Annotated in this window: 19 protein-coding genes; 15 read left to right on the forward strand and 4 right to left on the reverse strand. The window is 56.6% G+C overall.

The annotated features are described in order from the left end of the window. The first annotated feature begins 279 nt into the window (after positions 1-279). The 3 genes from ACR0IO_RS19310 (at position 280) to ACR0IO_RS19320 (ending at position 3,944) form a co-directional block, all read left to right on the forward strand. Positions 280-1,434, forward strand: a complete 1,155-nt coding sequence (locus ACR0IO_RS19310; protein ID WP_480743802.1) for a phosphoserine transaminase — start codon at positions 280-282, stop codon at positions 1,432-1,434. Between the two features lie 65 nt (positions 1,435-1,499). Beyond that, entirely contained in the window at positions 1,500-3,095 is a 1,596-nt protein-coding gene (gene serA, locus ACR0IO_RS19315; RefSeq protein ID WP_480743804.1) for a phosphoglycerate dehydrogenase, read from the forward strand. Between the two features lie 120 nt (positions 3,096-3,215). Continuing rightward, entirely contained in the window at positions 3,216-3,944 is a 729-nt protein-coding gene (locus ACR0IO_RS19320) for a metallophosphoesterase family protein (protein WP_480743807.1), read from the forward strand. Here the strand turns inward: ACR0IO_RS19320 and ACR0IO_RS19325 are convergent. The 3 genes from ACR0IO_RS19325 to ACR0IO_RS19335 form a co-directional block, all read right to left on the reverse strand. Further along, on the reverse strand, positions 3,941-5,458 hold the full coding sequence (locus ACR0IO_RS19325; protein WP_480743810.1) for a malonate--CoA ligase: 1,518 nt from the start codon (positions 5,456-5,458) through the stop codon (positions 3,941-3,943). The genes ACR0IO_RS19320 and ACR0IO_RS19325 overlap by 4 nt on opposite strands. Positions 5,459-5,545: 87 nt before the next feature. Further along, on the reverse strand, positions 5,546-6,250 hold the full coding sequence (locus ACR0IO_RS19330) for a UTRA domain-containing protein (RefSeq protein WP_480743812.1): 705 nt from the start codon (positions 6,248-6,250) through the stop codon (positions 5,546-5,548). 28 nt (positions 6,251-6,278) lie between these two features. Continuing rightward, positions 6,279-7,640 carry a formimidoylglutamate deiminase gene (locus ACR0IO_RS19335; protein WP_480743814.1) on the reverse strand — a complete coding sequence of 454 codons (1,362 nt, stop codon included), beginning with the start codon at positions 7,638-7,640 and terminating at the stop codon, positions 6,279-6,281. An 81-nt stretch (positions 7,641-7,721) separates the two neighbouring features. Here ACR0IO_RS19335 and hutI point away from each other — a divergent pair, with 81 nt between their 5' ends. The 8 genes from hutI (at position 7,722) to ACR0IO_RS19375 (ending at position 15,043) form a co-directional block, all read left to right on the forward strand. Beyond that, positions 7,722-8,927: an imidazolonepropionase gene (gene hutI / locus ACR0IO_RS19340; RefSeq protein ID WP_480743816.1), complete on the forward strand. Its 1,206-nt coding sequence runs from the start codon at positions 7,722-7,724 to the stop codon at positions 8,925-8,927. Continuing rightward, a complete protein-coding gene (gene hutH / locus ACR0IO_RS19345; protein ID WP_480743818.1) occupies positions 8,927-10,462 on the forward strand; it encodes a histidine ammonia-lyase in 1,536 nt (511 codons plus the stop codon). The genes hutI and hutH overlap by 1 nt, the downstream gene beginning before the upstream one ends. After that, the gene (gene hutG / locus ACR0IO_RS19350; protein ID WP_480743821.1) at positions 10,462-11,280 is read left to right on the forward strand and encodes an N-formylglutamate deformylase; all 819 of its coding nucleotides are present in this window, start codon (positions 10,462-10,464) and stop codon (positions 11,278-11,280) included. The genes hutH and hutG overlap by 1 nt, the downstream gene beginning before the upstream one ends. Continuing rightward, complete coding sequence (gene hutU / locus ACR0IO_RS19355; RefSeq protein WP_480743823.1) at positions 11,277-12,959, forward strand: urocanate hydratase; 1,683 nt, start codon at positions 11,277-11,279, stop codon at positions 12,957-12,959. The genes hutG and hutU overlap by 4 nt, the downstream gene beginning before the upstream one ends. Before the next feature lie 68 nt (positions 12,960-13,027). After that, positions 13,028-13,906, forward strand: a complete 879-nt coding sequence (gene serB / locus ACR0IO_RS19360; RefSeq protein ID WP_155145978.1) for a phosphoserine phosphatase SerB — start codon at positions 13,028-13,030, stop codon at positions 13,904-13,906. 47 nt (positions 13,907-13,953) lie between these two features. After that, on the forward strand, positions 13,954-14,283 hold the full coding sequence (locus ACR0IO_RS19365) for an ArsR/SmtB family transcription factor (RefSeq protein WP_155145976.1): 330 nt from the start codon (positions 13,954-13,956) through the stop codon (positions 14,281-14,283). Further along, positions 14,271-14,699: an SRPBCC family protein gene (locus ACR0IO_RS19370; RefSeq protein ID WP_480743826.1), complete on the forward strand. Its 429-nt coding sequence runs from the start codon at positions 14,271-14,273 to the stop codon at positions 14,697-14,699. Before ACR0IO_RS19365 ends, ACR0IO_RS19370 begins: the two co-directional genes overlap by 13 nt. Positions 14,700-14,722: 23 nt before the next feature. Next, entirely contained in the window at positions 14,723-15,043 is a 321-nt protein-coding gene (locus ACR0IO_RS19375; protein ID WP_480743828.1) for a YciI family protein, read from the forward strand. Between the two features lie 5 nt (positions 15,044-15,048). Here ACR0IO_RS19375 and ACR0IO_RS19380 read toward each other — a convergent pair whose 3' ends face one another. Further along, a complete protein-coding gene (locus tag ACR0IO_RS19380) occupies positions 15,049-16,047 on the reverse strand; it encodes an asparaginase (RefSeq protein WP_480743830.1) in 999 nt (332 codons plus the stop codon). A 180-nt stretch (positions 16,048-16,227) separates the two neighbouring features. On the opposite strand from ACR0IO_RS19380, the gene ACR0IO_RS19385 reads away from it, so the two are divergent. The 4 genes from ACR0IO_RS19385 (at position 16,228) to rlmN (ending at position 18,855) form a co-directional block, all read left to right on the forward strand. Then, entirely contained in the window at positions 16,228-16,761 is a 534-nt protein-coding gene (locus ACR0IO_RS19385; RefSeq protein ID WP_155145968.1) for an invasion associated locus B family protein, read from the forward strand. Between the two features lie 173 nt (positions 16,762-16,934). Beyond that, the gene (locus tag ACR0IO_RS19390) at positions 16,935-17,102 is read left to right on the forward strand and encodes a hypothetical protein (RefSeq protein ID WP_480743833.1); all 168 of its coding nucleotides are present in this window, start codon (positions 16,935-16,937) and stop codon (positions 17,100-17,102) included. Positions 17,103-17,211: 109 nt separating this feature from the next. Beyond that, positions 17,212-17,589 (forward strand): lysozyme inhibitor LprI family protein, encoded by a 378-nt coding sequence (locus tag ACR0IO_RS19395; RefSeq protein WP_170336939.1) that lies wholly within the window; start codon positions 17,212-17,214, stop codon positions 17,587-17,589. 78 nt (positions 17,590-17,667) lie between these two features. Next, the gene (gene rlmN / locus ACR0IO_RS19400) at positions 17,668-18,855 is read left to right on the forward strand and encodes a dual-specificity RNA methyltransferase RlmN (RefSeq protein ID WP_155145964.1); all 1,188 of its coding nucleotides are present in this window, start codon (positions 17,668-17,670) and stop codon (positions 18,853-18,855) included. Positions 18,856-18,868 lie beyond the last annotated feature (13 nt).

Below are 18,868 nucleotides of genomic sequence, written 5' to 3' on the forward strand. Positions count from 1 at the left end.
CAACCGCGTCGACAACGCATACGGCGACAGAAACCTGATCTGCACATGCCCGCCCATGTCAGAATACGAAGAAGCCGCAGAGTAATAGAGAAAACCCCGCCGAGAGATCGGCGGGGTTTTCGCCAATCGGAAACCTGTGTTCTGATTTGAGCCTGTTTTTGATGTCGTTTTTACCCAACGAAGCGTCTTTTCTGCTTGCTGCAGGTGCGAAGGCCCCATAGGTCTGTCCGTGGGACACCCCTCCCCAACGAGGGGCGTGTATCTGGAAGGGTAATACAGATGAGCATTCAACAACCGGCAACGCGGCCGGCCAATCCGCGTTTTTCCTCTGGCCCCTGCGCCAAACCCCCCACATTTGATCTGACCAAACTGGCCGATGCGGCATTGGGGCGGTCGCACCGTGCGGCTGTTGGCAAGGACAAGCTGAAGGCGGCCATCGAAGGCACGCGTGAGCTGCTGGGTATCCCCGCAGACTATCGCATTGGTATCGTCCCTGCATCTGATACAGGCGCGGTTGAGATGGCGTTGTGGTCGCTGTTGGGCGAGCGCAAGGTCGAAATGCTGGCCTGGGAGAGCTTCGGCTCCGGTTGGGTGACCGACGTGGTCAAGCAGTTGAAGATTGATGCAGAGGTGAAGACTGCTGATTACGGGCAGATCGTTGATCTGGCTTCGGTCGATTTCACCAATGACGTGGTATTCACATGGAACGGCACGACCTCGGGTGTGCGGGTTCCAAATGGCAATTGGATCGCGGATGACCGTCAGGGCCTGACGATCTGCGATGCAACCTCGGCGGCCTTCGCGATGGATCTGCCATGGGACAAACTGGATGTGACCACCTTTAGCTGGCAGAAGGTGTTGGGCGGCGAAGCTGCACACGGCATGCTGATCCTCAGCCCTCGTGCCGTTGAGCGGTTGGAGAACTACACACCTGCATGGCCGCTTCCCAAGATTTTCCGCCTGACCAAAGGTGGAAAGCTGATTGAGGGCATCTTTACTGGTGCTACGATCAACACACCTTCGATGTTGGCGGTTGAAGATTATCTGTTCGCGCTGGATTGGGCGCGCTCGGTCGGAGGGTTGCAAGGACTGATCGCCCGAGCGGATGCCAATGCCGGTGCAGTACATAGTTTCTGCGCACAGCATGATTGGATCGCCAATTTGGCTGAAGATGCGGCAACGCAATCGAACACATCCGTTTGCCTGAAGTTCACCGACGCCCGCATTCAGGATGGCGCTGCCTTTGCCAAGGCCGTGGCAAAACGGCTTGAGGTTGAGAACATCGCGCTGGACATCGGAGCCTATCGTGACGCGCCTGCGGGCCTGCGTATCTGGTGTGGCGGTACGATTGAGACCTCGGATATCGAGGCGATGCTGCCCTGGCTGGAATGGGCCTTTGAGGCCGAGATCGCGGCGCAAACCGAAGCTGCCTGAGTTTTCCTGCATTTGCCGGGCCGTACGAGGCCCGGTTGTTTCCCAAAATTCAAGGACCAGAGAAAATGGCCCCCAAAGTACTCGTATCTGACAAGCTCAGCGAAACCGCCGTGCAGATCTTTCGTGATCGCGGGATTGATGTGGATTTCATGCCCGATCTGGGCAAAGACAAGGACAAGCTGGCTGAAGTGATCGGCCAGTATGATGGCCTAGCCATCCGTTCGGCCACCAAGGTCACGCCGACGCTGCTGGAAAAAGCCGACAACCTAAAGGTCATCGGCCGCGCTGGGATCGGCACCGACAACGTCGACAAGGACGCTGCATCCAAGAAAGGCGTGATCGTTATGAACACGCCCTTTGGCAACATGATCACCACGGCGGAGCACGCGATTGCGATGATGTTCGCAGTGGCGCGACAAATCCCCGAGGCCAGCACCTCGACCCATGCGGGCAAGTGGGAAAAGTCCAAGTTCATGGGGATCGAACTGACCAACAAGACACTGGGTGTCATTGGTGCAGGCAACATTGGTGGCATCGTCTGTGAGCGCGCCCTGGGCCTGAAGATGAAAGTCGTCGCCTATGATCCGTATCTGGGCGAAGAGAAAGCCGCCAAGATGGGTGTTGAAAAGGTAGAGCTGGACGAACTGCTCGAGCGTGCAGATTTTATTACCCTGCATGTGCCGCTGACCGACCAGACGCGGAATATCCTGAGCCGCGAGAATCTTGAAAAGACCAAACCGGGTGTGCGTATCGTCAACTGTGCGCGTGGCGGGTTGGTCGACGAAGAAGCCTTGGCCGAAATGCTGCAAACCGGGCGCGTAGCGGGTGCGGCGTTTGACGTGTTCAGTATCGAGCCAGCGAAAGAGAACCCGCTGTTCAACCTGCCCAATGTTGTCTGCACGCCGCATCTTGGTGCGGCCACGACTGAGGCGCAGGAGAATGTCGCACTCCAGGTCGCTGAGCAGATTTCCAATTATCTGCTGACCGGAGCGGTTGAGAACGCACTGAACATGCCCAGCGTGACCGCCGAAGAGGCAAAGGTCATGGGGCCTTGGATCAAGCTAGCAGGTCATTTGGGCAGCTTCATAGGCCAGATGACTGACGAGCCGGTCAAGGCGATCAACATCCTCTATGATGGTGTCGCGGCCGAGATGAACCTTGCCGCACTGAACTGCGCCGTGGTCGCCGGGATCATGAAGAAGTTCAATCCCGAGGTGAATATGGTTTCGGCCCCGGTTGTGGCCAAAGAGCGTGGCATTCAGATTTCGACCACCAATCAGGACAAGTCGGGCGCGTTCGAGGGTTATATCAAAGTCACCGTCGTTACAGACAAGCGCGAGCGGTCTATCGGCGGCACCGTGTTCAGCGATGGCAAGCCCCGCTTTATCCAGATCAAGGGCATCAATATCGACGCCGAAGTCGGTGCTCATATGCTTTACACCACGAACGAAGATGTTCCGGGTATCATCGGGACGCTGGGTCAGACCATGGGCGAAAACGGTGTGAACATCGCCAACTTTACCCTTGGCCGTGCCGAGGCAGGTGGTGAGGCAATCGCCTTGCTATATGTCGATGAACCGGTGCCGGCTGAAGCGCGTGCGAAACTTGCCGAGACCGGCTTGTTCACACAGATCAAGCCTCTGGAGTTTGACGTTGTCTGATCACCTCTGTTGAGTTTGTGGAACAGTTCGATGCCCGCGCCACCCAAAGCGCGGGCATTGTCTTTTCCGCATCACGCTTTTCCGTCACAAGAACGGCAATTCAGATAATCGGGGCCTGTCATGACCACTCCAGTTTATGCAGTCGGAGATTTGCACGGCCAGCTTGCTGAGTTTGAGCGGGTCTTTTCGTTGATCGAACGCGATGGCGGATCAGATGCGCGTATTGTGTTCTTGGGGGATTATGTTGATCGGGGCCCCGACAGCCGTGGTCTGCTGGAATGCCTGATAGAGGGGCACGACAAAGGTCGCGACTGGATTACTCTGTTGGGAAATCACGACCGGATGTTTGCGTGGTTCATGGAGGAAACACCGCGACATGATCCGCATTTGCTGGTCGGCTACCACTGGCTGCATGAGCGTTTGGGTGGTGTAGAAACATTGCGCAGCTATGGTGTCGAATTTGATGATCGAACGCGGTTGGAAGATCTGCACGCCATGGCCAAGGCGGCTGTTCCCACTTCGCATGTGAATTTCTTGCGCGACCTTGTGGCGATCTATCAAACGCCCGAAGTAGCATTTGTGCATGCGGGTATTCGACCGGGTGTGCCACTAAACGAACAGCGTGAGAACGATCTGGTTTGGATCAGGAAGACATTCCACGCCCATGCCGATCCGCATCCCAAGCTGATTGTCCATGGGCATACGCCTGTAGAAAAGGCTACTCACTATGGTAACCGCATCAATCTGGACAGCGGCGCAGGATATGGTCGACCGGCTGAAGTGGCGGTCTTCGAAGGATGTTCTTGCTGGCTACTGAGGGATGAGGGTCGCGTTCCGCTGGAACCTTAGCCGTCGGTAAACAAGTCCTTGTATGTGTCACGCAGCAGGTTCTTCTGCACCTTGCCCATTGTGTTGCGGGGCAATTCGTCCAGCAGGATCAGTTTGCGCGGGTGCTTGAACCGGGCGAGATCCGACTGAACCGTCTGCATGATCTGCTCCAGATCGGGGGTCTCTCCATTTGCAGGCACAAGAATACCCAGAACGGTTTCTCCGAAATCAGGGTGTGGAACGCCAATCACTGCGCTCTCAAGCACTCCGGGCTGATCATCCAGCAGCAATTCGATTTCCTTGGGGTAGATGTTGTATCCGCCTGAGATGATCAGGTCTTTGCCGCGACCGACGATGTGGACGTACCCATCTTTATCAACCCGCCCAAGATCTCCGGTGATGAAAAAACCGTTTTCGCGCAATTCGGCAGCAGTCTTTTCTGGCATCTGCCAGTAACCCTTGAACACGTTTGGACCGCGCACCTCGATCATGCCGATTTCACCCTGAGGCAAGGTTTCACCAGTTTCTGGATCGGTAACCTTCAATTCAACATCGGGTAGTGGAAATCCAACCGTTCCAGCGCGTCGCTCGCCGTCATAGGGGTTGGAGGTGTTCATATTGGTTTCAGTCATGCCATAGCGTTCAAGAATGCGATGACCAGTGCGCGCCTCAAATTGTTCATGCGTTTCAGCAAGCAGAGGTGCAGATCCCGAAATGAAAAGCCGCATATGCTGAGCGAGTTCCTTGGTGAAACGGTCGTCCCCCAACAATCGGGTGTAAAATGTCGGAACGCCCATCATCGATGTGGCCTGCGGCATCAAGCGCAGGATGTCTTCCAGATCGAATTTTGGCAGAAAGATCATCGACCCGCCCGAGGCCAGTACAACATTTGTTGCAACAAACAGCCCATGAGTGTGAAAGATCGGCAGGGCATGCAGAAGAGCGTCACCGCTGGTGAACCGCCATTCACGGACCAGCATCTCAGCATTGGACAAAAGATTGGCCTGGGTCAGCATCGCACCCTTGGACCGGCCAGTAGTGCCCGAGGTGTAAAGGAACGCAGCCAGATCATCCTCGGTGCGGCTCACCGGCTCGAAAGCTGGCAACATTCCTAACGCACGCCGCGTCAGGCTACCCGAGCCATCTGCATTCAGCGTCTCTATCTTGGCATTTTGCGCCTGAGCGATTGGTGTCAGTTCTGCTTCGTTGGTTGAATCGCAGACAACCAGAGACGCACCGCTATTCTCAATGAAGTAAGTCAGCTCATGTGTCGTGTAGGCGGTGTTGAGTGGCAGAAAGATAAGACCCGCCTGCGCACAGGCTGCATAGAGCGCAAGGGTTTCAGGGGACTTTTCTACCTGAACCGCAACCCGGTCACCCGGCTCTAACTGCATCCCGACCAGCGCATTTGCAATGCGGGCTGTCATGTCCAGAAAATCTGAATGGGTCAGCGTCCGCCCATCGAGCAAATGCAGAAATGGAGTTTTTTTACCCGCGTGGATGCCAAACAGACGATCATAAAGCGGGTTACCCATTTTGATTTTCCTTCCAGTTCGATCCACCCGGAATCTGTATCGGAATTTCAGGGTGGTAAAGAGCAAAGGATCAGATAAAGCGCGAAATCAAATTTGGGTGGTCATGCGGTAGCCTGCTGCAAAATAGAGTTTGGCAAAGGTAACCGGCTGGCCCTGCAGCCAGGTGATACGTTCGGCGGTAAAGACCGGCTCGCCCTCCGGTACGTCCAAAAATCCGGCCACAGTTGAATCCGCACGGCTGGCCATGAATGTCAGCTCGACATTGGTGAATGGCACAGTCTGCACCAGCCAGTCATTCGGTCCGGTTTCGGTGAAATCGGCCTGTTCAACTTTGGGGACACTTTCAATCACGATCCAACGATCTTCGTACTGAAATGGTGTGTTGCCGGAATAGTGCATGCAGCGTACGTGCAAGACACGAGGATCAGCATTCAGCGCCAGCCGGGCGCTCAACCATTCCGGAGCGGGGATGGTTTCAGAGGAAACCAGGGCATATCTGTAAGTGCCCCCCAGTGCTTCGACCTCATCCCGAACCAGCGGAATTGTAAACCTCGCCTGCCGTTGCGGTGCGGCAAGAACTCGGGTCCCTGCCTTGCGGCGGCGTTCAAGAAATCCTTCGTCGGCCAGCTCCCGCAATGCGCGGTTCACAGTTGTCCGGGTGCAGGAAAACTCGACCGCAAGCTCCTGCTCATTCGGTAGCAGGGTCTCGGGACGCCACTCTCCGGACCGAATGCGATCCAGCACGGTCTGCTTTATGTCTTTGTAGCTGGTGTTTTCGCTCGGTTGGGTCATTGTGGCTCTGAAGTTGGGAGTTTGATGTCTATGCGCTGGCCAAGAGTTGGGCAACGGCCGCACGATAGGCAGGCAAGATCGCATCCCGCGCAACATGCCGCCCGTCGCGCACCATGTGACGGCCTGCCGACCACAGATCGGTCACTGTACCGTCGGGTGCCGCAAAACACAGCCCGTCCAGTAACTGAACGTCCTTCAACGTACAAAGCGTCGGGTGGGTGCGGTCGATAGCGACAAGATCAGCAAGTTTGCCAACGGCGATTTCCCCGGCGTCGCGGCCCAGCGCTTGCGCACCACCACGGGCAGCGCCGGTATAGAGTGTGTGTCCAACCGAGCCTTCGCCATGGGCCAGAACAGTGCGTGCTTTGTCACGCAGTCGCTGAGAGTATTCGAGCGTCCGCAATTCTTCAGGCAGTGAAATGCGAACATTAGAGTCTGATCCTACGCCGAATGCTCCGTCGGCTTCGACATAGACAGCGCCGTTAAAGATACCATCGCCAAGATTTGCTTCGGTGATCGGACAAAGCCCTGCGACTGCGCCGGATCGTGCCATTGCTTTGGTTTCAACGTCAGTCATGTGGGTCGCGTGGATCAGGCACCATCGGTTGTTCACGTCTGCATTATCCAACAGCCAGGCAACCGGGCGCTGACCCAGGGCGGCCTCGACATCTGCAACCTCTTTAACCTGTTCGGATATATGGATGTGGACGGGCCCTGAAGGAACATTAGCCAACAGTGTCTTGAGATCGGCGGGCGAAGTCGCTCGTAAGGAATGCGGCGCTACCCCCACAACAGAGTCGAATTTCGCGTGTCGTTGCGTGCTCCGGCATTCCTCTTGCAGAGCCAGATACTGGTCGACATCATTACCAAACCGCAACTGCCCGCCCACCAGAGGCTCCTGCGAAACACCCCCGTATGTATAGAGAACAGGCAGGTGGGTCAGGCCGATCCCTGTCTGATCTGCTGCTGCAAAGATGCGTTGGCTCAGTTCGGACAGCCGCGCATACGGCTGGCCGCCGGGCTGGTGGTGGACATAATGAAACTCACCAACCGAGGCATAGCCCGCTTCCTGCATTTCCATGAACACCAGGGCTGCTATCGCCTCGACCTGTTCAGGCGTCAGCCGATCCAGAAAGCGATACATCAAGGTGCGCCAGGTCCAGAAGCTTTCTTTCCCGGCAGCCCGCACCTCGGTCATGCCTGCCATGGCGCGTTGAAAAGCATGGCTGTGCAGGTTTCCAAGCGCTGGCAATAGCACGTCTGTAGCTGTGTCTTCGGGCTGTTTGGCTACACCAGTTTCGATCCGGGAAATTCGGCCATCTTCGATTTCCAAACGCATATCCTGTACCCACTCAGACCCTAATAAGGCTGTTTTGGCATGAACTGTCATAGCGCTTCCATTTTGTGTAGACTTTAAGTTTTTACCCGTATACGAAAAATCCTGACGCAGGGGGAGCCCAAAAGATTCGCCATGACAAAAAAAGTTGTATTTCGCGCCGACCGCATCGCGACGATGGTCGAAGGTGATGCGCCATATGGTCTGATCGAGAACGCTGCGATTGCCTTGGACGCTGGAACTATTGAGTGGGTAGGTAAGCAGCGGGATCTGCCGGCCAGGTTTGCGGATTGGGAAGTTGACGACTTTGGAGGCCGCCTGATCACGCCGGCGCTAATTGATGCGCACACGCATGTGGTTTTTGGCGGCAATCGCGCAGCCGAGTTTGAGATGCGCCTGAACGGCGCCACGTATGAAGAGGTGGCCCGGGCAGGGGGCGGTATAATCTCGACTGTCAGTGCCACGCGTGAGGCCAGCGAGAATGAACTGCTGGACAGCGCCCTGCCGCGTGTGGATGCGCTACTTGCCGAAGGCGTCAGCTGTATAGAAGTCAAGTCAGGCTATGGCCTCGATGTAGAGACTGAATTGCGCATGTTGCGGTCAGCACGTCGTATTCAGCAGCATCGCCCGGTTCGGATCAAAACCAGTTTTCTGGGCGCACACGCGGTGCCGCCTGAATTCAAAGACCGCGCGGATGCATACATCGATGAAATCTGCATTCCGACCCTGCGCGCAGCTCACGCAGAGGGACTGGTTGATGCGGTTGACGGGTTTTGTGAGGGTATCGCCTTTAACACCGCTCAAATCGCACGTGTCTTTGATGTGGCCAGGGAGCTGCGTTTGCCAGTCAAGCTACATGCGGAGCAGTTGTCCAATCTGGGTGGGGCAAAACTAGCGGCATCATACGGCGCGCTTTCCGCCGATCATGTCGAGTATCTCGATGCCGAGGGCGTAGCGGCAATGTCTAACGCGGGAACAATCGCGGTTCTGCTGCCAGGAGCTTTCTATACTCTGCACGAAACCCAGATGCCCCCGGTGGAATTGTTGCGTGAGCAGAATGTACCTATTGCGCTGGCAACGGATTGTAATCCCGGATCATCGCCGCTGACATCATTGCTGCTGACGATGAACATGGGATGTACCCTGTTCCGTTTGACACCCGAGGAAGCGCTTGCTGGTGCAACCAGAAACGCCGCCAAGGCGCTGGGGCTGAACGACACGGGTGTGGCAGCCGCAGGGATGCGCGCAGATCTGGCGGTCTGGGATGTCGCCCATCCCGCCGAGCTCTCATATCGCATCGGCTATAACCCCCTGCACAAACGCATTTTCGGAGGCATTTAATGAGGTCCATCTCTCTTGTTCCGGGTCAGGTTTCTCTGACGCAACTGGAGGATATCTATAGGAACGAAGCGGCAATCACGCTGGATGTATCATGCCGTCCTAAGGTTGATATGGCCGCGGCACGTATCGCACAGGCTGCCTCAGGTGCTGATCCGGTTTATGGCGTGAACACGGGATTTGGTAAGCTGGCCAGTCACAAGATTGCAGCCGAAGATACCTCAACCCTCCAGCGAAATCTCATTCTCAGCCATTGCTGCGGCGTTGGTGAGGCCGTTCCTCGCCGATTGGCGCGCCTGATGATGTCACTCAAGTTGCTATCCTTTGGTCGCGGTGCATCAGGTGTTCGGTGGGAGTTGGTTGAGCTTTTACAGAATATGTTGGCACGTGGTGTGACGCCGGTGATCCCTGCGCAAGGATCTGTTGGCGCATCAGGGGATCTGGCACCACTGGCGCATATGACGGCAGTTGTTATCGGCGAGGGCGAAGCCGAAGTGAATGGAGCCATCCTTTCCGGTGCTGAAGCGCTGAAAACTGCTGGATTAGAGCCTATTCAACTGGGCCCGAAAGAAGGCCTAGCCTTCATCAATGGAACGCAATTTTCCACGGCTTACGCCCTGGCAGGCTTGTTTGACGCTTGGCAGGCAGCACAAAACGCTTTGGTGGTTTCTGCGGCATCAACAGATGCAATCATGGGTTCAACGGCACCTTTGCAGCCCGAGATACATGCCTTGCGTGGCCATCGCGGTCAGATCGAGGCTGCAGGCGCGATGCGCGCAACACTGGAGGGGTCTGAAATCCGAGAAAGCCATAGGGACGGGGACACGCGCGTTCAGGACCCCTATTGCATTCGCTGCCAGCCTCAGGTCACCGGTGCCGCGATGGATGTGATCCGTCAGGCAGCGGAGACTCTGGTGATCGAGGCAAACGCCGCGACCGACAATCCGCTGGTCCTGACAGACCCGGATGCCATTGTATCGGGCGGTAACTTCCATGCTGAACCAGTGGGCTTTGCAGCCGACATGATCGCGCTGGCCCTGTCCGAGATCGGTGCCATCGCTCAGCGGCGTATTGCATTGATGGTCGACCCGGCGCTCAGCTTTGATCTGCCACCGTTCCTGACGCCCGAGCCAGGATTGAACTCAGGTCTGATGATTGCCGAAGTGACAACCGCAGCCCTGATGAGTGAGAACAAGCATCTTGCCAACCCTTGCGTCACCGACAGCACACCGACATCCGCCAATCAGGAAGATCACGTGTCCATGGCAGCCCACGGTGCGCGGCGTTTGGTGCGGATGACGAACAACCTGAACTATATTCTTGGCATCGAGCTTCTCTGTGCTGCCCAAGGGGTCGAGTTCCGCGCACCACTGACAACCAGCGCACCACTGCAACGTGTCATTGCACGTCTCCGCAAAGATGTTCCGTCATTGAAAGATGACCGTTATCTCGCGCCCGAACTGGAAACCGCCAAGCACCTGGTCGCCGAGGGCGCAATTCTTAAAGCGGTTGATGTCCAGATGCCGGAGCTCTCATGATGCAGGTGTTCAGCGTTGATCGCGGAGATGGTCCGATCGTTCTGGGTCAACCGCACGGCGGCACACATGTACCTGAACCAGTCGCAGAACGTCTAAACGACAACGGGAGTGGGCTGGCGGATACCGATTGGCATATAAACAGGCTCTATAACGGGCTATTGAGCGATGCGACGGTCGTACAATCACATATCCACCGTTATGTTATCGACGCTAACCGGGATCCCTCAGGTGTTTCCCTGTACCCTGGGCAGAACACGACAACATTGGTGCCCTTAACGGATTTCGACGGAAAACCGATCTGGGTTGATGGGCAGGAACCTTCCACGGACGAAGTCGAAGATCGGCGTCAGAAATACCATGCACCCTATCACGCAGCGCTTGAGCAGGAGCTTGAGCGGGCGCGGGCTAAACATGGTGTTGCGATCTTGTTTGATTGCCATTCGATCCGCTCTCTGATTCCGTTTCTGTTTGACGGAGAGCTACCGGTATTCAACACCGGCACCAACAACGGTGCGACCTGCGATGCTGCTGTCGAATATGCGGTACATGAAACTGCGGCAAACGCGACCGGGTTCACATCGGTGCTGAATGGTCGCTTTAAGGGTGGATGGACAACCCGCCATTATGGCTGTCCCGATGAGGGGTTCCACGCGATTCAAATGGAATTGTCGCAGCGTGCCTACATGACTGAGGCCACGCCATGGAACTATCGCGACGACCGCGCCGACATCCTCCGCCCACACCTAAAAAATATGCTTGAACGCCTTCGCGACCTCGCCCTGTCGGGCGCATTGACCGAAAAAGGAGCCCTGAAATGAGCGACCCGCGCAAGAACACCCGTGATATCTTCCCGCCCACCGGAACCGAGCTGAATGCCAAAAGCTGGCTGACCGAGGCGCCCTTGCGGATGATGATGAACAACCTGCACCCGGACGTGGCCGAGAACCCCCATGAGCTGGTGGTCTATGGCGGTATCGGGCGTGCGGCGCGGACGTGGAAGGATTTCGATACTATTGTTGCTGGTTTGAAGGATCTGGAGGAGGACGAGACCCTTATCGTTCAGTCCGGAAAACCTGTCGCAATTGTTCGCACACACAAGGATGCGCCGCGTGTTCTGATTGCCAACTCGAACCTTGTGCCGCACTGGGCAACCTGGGATCACTTCAACGAACTCGATAAGAAGGGTCTGATGATGTACGGCCAGATGACGGCCGGTTCGTGGATCTATATCGGCACCCAAGGCATCGTTCAGGGTACCTATGAGACCTTTGCCGAGGCCGGACGTCAGCACTATGGCGGCGATCTGACCGGTAAATGGATTCTGACCGGAGGACTGGGCGGTATGGGCGGTGCGCAACCGCTGGCGGCCGTGTTTGCCGGGGCCTGTTGTCTGGCCGTTGAATGCAACCCGGACAGCATCGATTTCCGTCTGCGCACAAAGTACCTCGACGAAAAGGCGGAAACGCTGGATGAGGCGCTTGAGATGATCGATCGCTGGACCAAAGCGGGCGAGGCGAAGTCGGTCGGTCTCTTGGGCAACGCGGCAGAAGTATTCCCCGAGATATACCGCCGGATGGCAGCCGGTGGCATGCGTCCGGATATCGTCACGGATCAGACCAGTGCGCATGACCCGATCAACGGCTATCTTCCGTTGGGTTGGACCATGGGCGAGTGGCGCGAAAAACGTGAAACAGACCCTAAATCGGTGGAAAAGGCCGCCCGCGCCTCGATGAAGCAGCATGTTACGGCGATGGTGGATTTCTGGAATGCGGGCGTTCCGACGCTGGATTACGGCAACAACATCCGGCAGGTGGCGCAGGATGAAGGGCTTGAGAACGCGTTTGCTTTCCCTGGTTTTGTACCCGCTTATATCCGCCCGCTTTTCTGCAAGGGCATCGGCCCGTTTCGCTGGTGCGCCCTGTCGGGTGATCCTGAGGACATCTACAAGACAGACGCCAAGATGAAGGAACTGTTCCCTGAAAATGAGCACCTGCATCGCTGGATCGACATGGCGCAGGAACGGATCGCGTTTCAGGGTCTGCCCGCACGAATCTGCTGGATCGGGCTTGGTGATCGGCATCGCGCTGGGCTGGCCTTTAACGAAATGGTTGCCAATGGCGAGTTGAAAGCGCCGGTTGTGATCGGTCGCGACCATTTGGATTCGGGGTCGGTTGCAAGCCCTAACCGAGAGACTGAGGCGATGCTGGACGGCTCGGACGCTGTGAGCGATTGGCCTTTGTTGAATGCCCTGATCAACACGGCCAGTGGTGCAACTTGGGTCTCCCTGCACCATGGCGGTGGTGTTGGAATGGGCTTTAGCCAACACGCAGGCGTTGTAATCTGTGCCGATGGAACCGAGGATGCCGCGCGGCGACTGGAGCGGGTTCTTTGGAACGATCCGGCCTCGGGTGTCTGGCGCCATGCGGATGCCGGGTATGACATCGCCAAGGATTGCGCGCGTGATCATGGGCTTCGTCTCCCTAGTATTTTGGGCTAGTTCGAAACTGTCTCTGGCGAAAATGCTGCACCTGCGATATGCGCAGGTGAGCTTGCCGGAGATCGAACATGTACGTTGCCACCCTGTTGACTAACCCCAACGCGCCGACGCTGGAGTTGTCGCTGGTCGAGTCATTGCGGAATGCATGGGGTGGCGGCGAGATCGTTTGGCTGAGCCCGGACGAAGCAGTGGAATTTTCACTGGCCGAGATGCCGGGCAATAGATGGGATGTCTGGGCGGATCTGCAGCAGATGAGCGTGGATCTGGTTGTCCAATTGGCCGAGGGGCGTCGCAAAAAGATGCTGCTGGCCGATATGGACAGCACCATGATTCAGCAGGAATGCATTGATGAACTGGCCGATGAGGCTGGTGTTGGCGACCGCGTCAAAGACATCACTGCCCGCGCGATGAATGGCGAGCTGGATTTCGAAGGCGCGCTGATCGAGCGGGTTGGCTTGCTTGGCGGCCTGGACGAGAGCGTTATCGACAAAGTGTTGAACGAACGGATCACCCTGATGCCCGGTGGCAAGGAACTGGTCGCCACAATGCGCAAGGCCGATGGCTATGCCGCGCTGGTTTCGGGTGGCTTTACCGCGTTCACGGCTCGGGTGGCAGAGTTGCTGGGGTTCGATGAAAACCGGGCAAATACCCTACTGGCTGAAAACGGCAGGCTGAACGGAGATGTTCAGCGCCCAATTTTGGGCCGGCAGGCCAAGATCGAAGCGTTGGAGCAGATCACAGAACGGCTGGGAATTTCTGAATCGGATGTGATTGCCGTGGGTGACGGGGCAAATGATCTGGGCATGTTGGGCCGTGCTGGCACAGGCGTGGCTTTGCACGCGAAACCTTCGGTGGCCGAGCAATGCGATGTGCGGATCAATCACGGTGACCTGACAGCACTGCTTTATCTTCAAGGCTATGCCCGAACCGAGTTTGCTGGCATCTGATCGGTTCGCGCCTTTCCTTAATTTAACATTTGTGTTAATAAGTGGTCATGAACACTCTTCTGGCCGCTTTTTCGGCATTATCCGATTCGACCCGCTTTTCGATTGTCGAGCAACTGATGGAGCAGGGTGAACTGCCCGCAGGCGACCTGATCGAAGGCAAGGGCATGTCCGGCGCTGCCATTTCGCGCCACCTAAAGGTATTGCGTGAGGCTGGCCTGATTCAGCAACAGGTCCGGGGTACGCAAAGAATATACTCGATACAGCCAGAAGGCCTGCGCGCGATTGCCGAATGGACCATTTCGAAACGCCAGTTCTGGGAGGCGAGCCTCGACCGGCTGGGTGACATTCTGGAAAAGGAGAATTCATGGCCGACCTGAGACTGGAGCGGGAATTCTCCGCCAGCCCCGAGACGCTCTTTTCATGGATCAGCGACGGGGCAAAGTTGTTGCAGTGGTGGGGGCCGGAAGGGCTCCATGTTCCTGAACACGATCTGGACTTTTCACGACTAGGGCCTTGGTACTCGGTCATGGTGAATGATGAGGGTCAGCGATACAAAGTATCCGGTCACGTCACTCACATCGATCCACCCAAATCCGTTGGCTTTACATGGGCCTGGCATGACGATCAGGACCAGCGGGGGGCCGAAAGTCACGTGACATTCTCGGTCGAAGCGACCCCGGGCGGCGCGCGCCTGATCCTGGACCATCGTGAACTCGCCGACCAGGAAGCCGCTGCCAATCATGAGATGGGCTGGACCTCGTCATTGCGCAAATTGCAGGGACATCTTTCATAAGCTTTTCATTGGGAGGACTGACTATGCCACAATTTCTGTTCGTTTATCACGGTGGAACTACACCAACAGATCCCGCCGAAGTCGAAGCGACCATGGCTGCCTGGGGCGCATGGTTTCAAGGAATGGGAGAGGCACTGGAGATACCCGGCAATCCCGTTGGGCAATCCTATACAGTCAGCTCGTCGGGTGTCGCCGATAATGGCGGCGCAAATCCGGCCTCGGGCTTTACGGTTGTAAAAGCCGACAGCATCGACGCCGCAACCGAAATGGCCAAGGGCTGCCCGATGGTGGTCAACGGGTCAGGCTCGGTCGAAGTTGCAGAGGTCCACGAGATCGAGATGTGACGCCCTTAACCGGGAAAGCCCGGCGCCGGTCGGATCACACCGCATTCCAGTCCCCGACGGCTGTATTGCGTAGCATTCAGGAACTTGCGGGTGGCCGGGTGATCGGCCTCCAGCACGCCGAGGCTTACCAATAGGGCGGCAATGGCGCATTCGCTGGCGCGCGTGGTCCCGTCGGTGACCTTGAGTGCTATGCCCATTCGTTTTTCGGGGATGATGGCAACAAAGACGGCCTCGGCTCCGGTCTTAATTGCAACCCGACCGTCCATGGCCCGCATCAGTTCGGTGCATGCGCGGGTTTCACCCGCGACCAGTTCTGGATGCTTCATCATGGCTGCGGTCAGTTGTTGGGCCGCGTCACTGGCCCGATCCGAGCGATCAGCGGCTGAGGCGAACCAGGCCATGGAACGTGCCAGCCCAACAAGCGATGTCGCAAAGTTTGGGGCAGAGCAGCCATCAATTCCGTAGCAAGGGCTGGTTTCACCAGTAGTTTCTTCAATAGCGGACAGGCAGGCCTGCTGAACCGGATGATCGATTTCCAGATATTCCGGTCCTGCACCCATGTGCTGTGCGACCGTCAGAAACCCGCAGTGCTTGCCCGAGCAATTGTTGTGGATTTGGCAAGGTGTGTCATCCGCCAGAATCAAACCGTCGCGAGCGGCCATATCCTGCGGTTCTTGTGGGCCGCAGCGTAGATCAGGCTCGGACAGACCGAGGTGATCCAGCCAAGCAGTAACCCGATCAGTATGAATGTGCGCGCCGCTATGAGAGGCACAGGCAAGCGCCAGATGTTCGGAAGTCAAACCGAACTTGGCTGCGGCACCTGAGGTGATCAGAGGCAAGGCCTGTATCATCTTTGCGGAAGAGCGGGGGTAAATGACGGCCTCAGGATCACCCCAACTTTGGACGATCTGGCCAGTGTCATCACAGATCACTGCATGCCCAAGATGCAGGCTCTCGAGCAGCGGTCCACGCCACAGTTCTGTCATTGGTATGGGCTGCGTCATCTGGACCTCCGATTTTATGCGCAAAATTCTGCCAATCGCCCTTTCGCCTGTGGCGAAACCTGCGTTAGTGTGTGTATGTCGGCAATCATCGGGATGCGCAATGTTCATAGACGAACCAGGCAGGGTTCGCGGGCATCCTTGATGACTATGAGGTATGGGTCGAGCTAGGAGGCTGGACAAATGGGATCAAAGCTCGTCCGCGTGATCGCGGGCCTGTGCGTGGCAGGGATGGCCACTTCTGCAATCGCTCAACAGGCGACAAGCACCAACCGGGTTGCGGCAAAGACCGACTGGAGCGTCTTTGTCGAAGATGATCCCACCGAATGCTGGAGTGTATCTGCGCCGAAGGAAACCGTGAACACGCGCGGTGGCCGAGTTGTTTCGGTGCGTCGCAGCGATATCCTGCTGTTCGTCTTTTATCGCCCGAATGCTGAGGTCAAAGGTCAGATCACCTTTACTGGAGGTTACCCGTTTGCTTCTGGCTCGACGGTAAACCTTGCGGTTGACGGCAATGAGTTCGAGCTGTTCACCGAAGGCGAATGGGCGTGGCCTGCAACGGCAGCCGACGACGCCAAGATCGTGACCGCTATGAAGCGGGGCAGCGAGGCGGTTCTGACCGCGCGATCCGAACGTGGGACGCAGACGAAAGACACATTCTCGCTGCTGGGCTTTACCGCAGCGATCGAAGATGCCGAAAAGCGCTGCACAAATTAATCAGCTATCAGTTCTTGATGTGACCCCGCCTGCCGGCGGGGTTTTTTGTTTTCTGCGACAAAAAGAAAAGCAATCCTGTTAACGCAACGTCCAGCCATCGACTTGATCCGTATCAAGGCTTTCCTCTGCTGCATTTGAACTAATCAGTTCAGGTGCAACTAGGAGCCAACCTCATGATACACAAATCTCTTGTCGCATTACTGATGATCTCAGCCGCAGTTCTGAGCGCGTGCGAAAACACCAGTGACACTTATCCGGTGTCTGGCGAACAATGTGGACCGGAAGACCCGGTTAAAAAGCTGGATGCCGCGGACTGTTACATTCCCCCTGCAGTTAACTAATAACCTGGTCGCGGTTGGGTTAAGCCACCGCGACCAAACCATTTGGGCCTGCCTTTGTTACCGTGTTAAGTTAGCGGTGTTTGTTCCTTTGCGTTCCGGAGGTGGGTTCATGCGTTGGTTACTGGCGTTTCTCTTCATTCCATTCACCGTGATGGCAGATCCGGCATTGGAGTGTTCCGATGCCAGTTCTCAGGTCGAGATCGGGTCTTGCGTGGCTAAGATGGAAGAACGAGTGAATGTAGCGATCGAAACCAGCTACTCTTTCGCTGTCGAAGCCGCAAAAGAGTTGGATGATGTGACTGGGCGGGTCGAGGCTGTGCCCGCGCTGGAGGCATCGCAAAGTGCGTGGGTGGCCTTTCGGGATGCGCAATGTGATGCGGTGGGCGCATCGTACGGAGGTGGCTCTGGTACCGGGATCGCCATAACCTCGTGTCGTGTCGACCTGGGCCGGACGCGTGTGGACGAGTTGCTGCGCTTTGCAAATTGATTTGCACGATTTCTTTTGATCTTGGCGTACATTCCTATATAGAGGCGCATCCCAAGCCAGAATCCTTCAGGTCTCGCCATGTCTGCCAACGCGCCGATCACTCAAGATGTCATGACAATCCCCCGCAAATTGCCGGAGGGAAAGATCAACCTCGTCGGGCTGACGCGTGATCAATTGCGCGAGACCCTTATCGAACATGGCACACCGGAAAAGCAGGCCAAGATGCGTACGGGTCAGATCTGGCAATGGATCTATCAGTGGGGCGTGCGCGACTTCGCCGACATGACCAATCTGGCCAAAGCCTATCGTGCGCAGTTGGCCGAGCATTTCGTCATCGAAATTCCCGAGGTTGTGACGCGTCAGGTGTCCGAAGACGGCACTCGCAAATATCTTTGCCGGATTGCAGGCGGCCATGAGGTCGAGGTGGTTTACATCCCCGAAGAAGACCGCGGGACTTTGTGTATTTCGTCTCAGGTAGGCTGCACACTGACCTGTTCCTTCTGTCACACAGGTACCCAGAAGCTGGTGCGCAATCTGACGGCTGCTGAAATCGTTGGTCAGGTGATGATGGCTCGCGACGATCTTGAGGAATGGCCGACCCCTGGCGCGCCCAAAGACGAAACGCGCCTGTTGTCGAACATTGTCCTGATGGGCATGGGCGAGCCGCTCTATAACTTCGACAACGTCCGCGATGCGATGAAGATTGCCATGGATCCCGAAGGGATTTCCCTGTCACGCCGTCGTATCACACTGTCGACTTCGGGCGTGGTGCCAGAAATCGCACGGACTGCCGAAGAAATCGGGTGTCTGCTTGCGATCTCTTTCCACGCGACCACGGATGAAACGCGCGATGTGCTGGTGCCGATCAACAAGCGCTGGAACATCGAGGAACTGTTGGCGGCGCTGTCCAGCTATCCGAACGCATCGAATTCGGAACGGATTACCTTTGAATACGTCATGCTGGATGGTGTGAATGATAGTGACGAGGATGCACATCGCCTTATCGATCACATCAAGCGCCATAACATCCCGGCCAAGATCAACCTGATCCCATTCAACGAATGGCCTGGTGCGCCGTATAAACGTAGCTCGAACAACCGTATTCGGGCTTTTGCGAACATCATCTATCAGGCAGGATATGCCTCACCCATTCGCAAGACGCGTGGCGAAGATATCATGGCAGCCTGCGGTCAGTTGAAATCGGCCACTGAACGCGCCCGAAAGTCGCGCAAGCAGATTGAAGCCGAGGCCGGGCTGAATAGCTAAGGCACTCGTTCAG

This window comes from Ruegeria sp. CE12 (assembly GCF_056537525.1).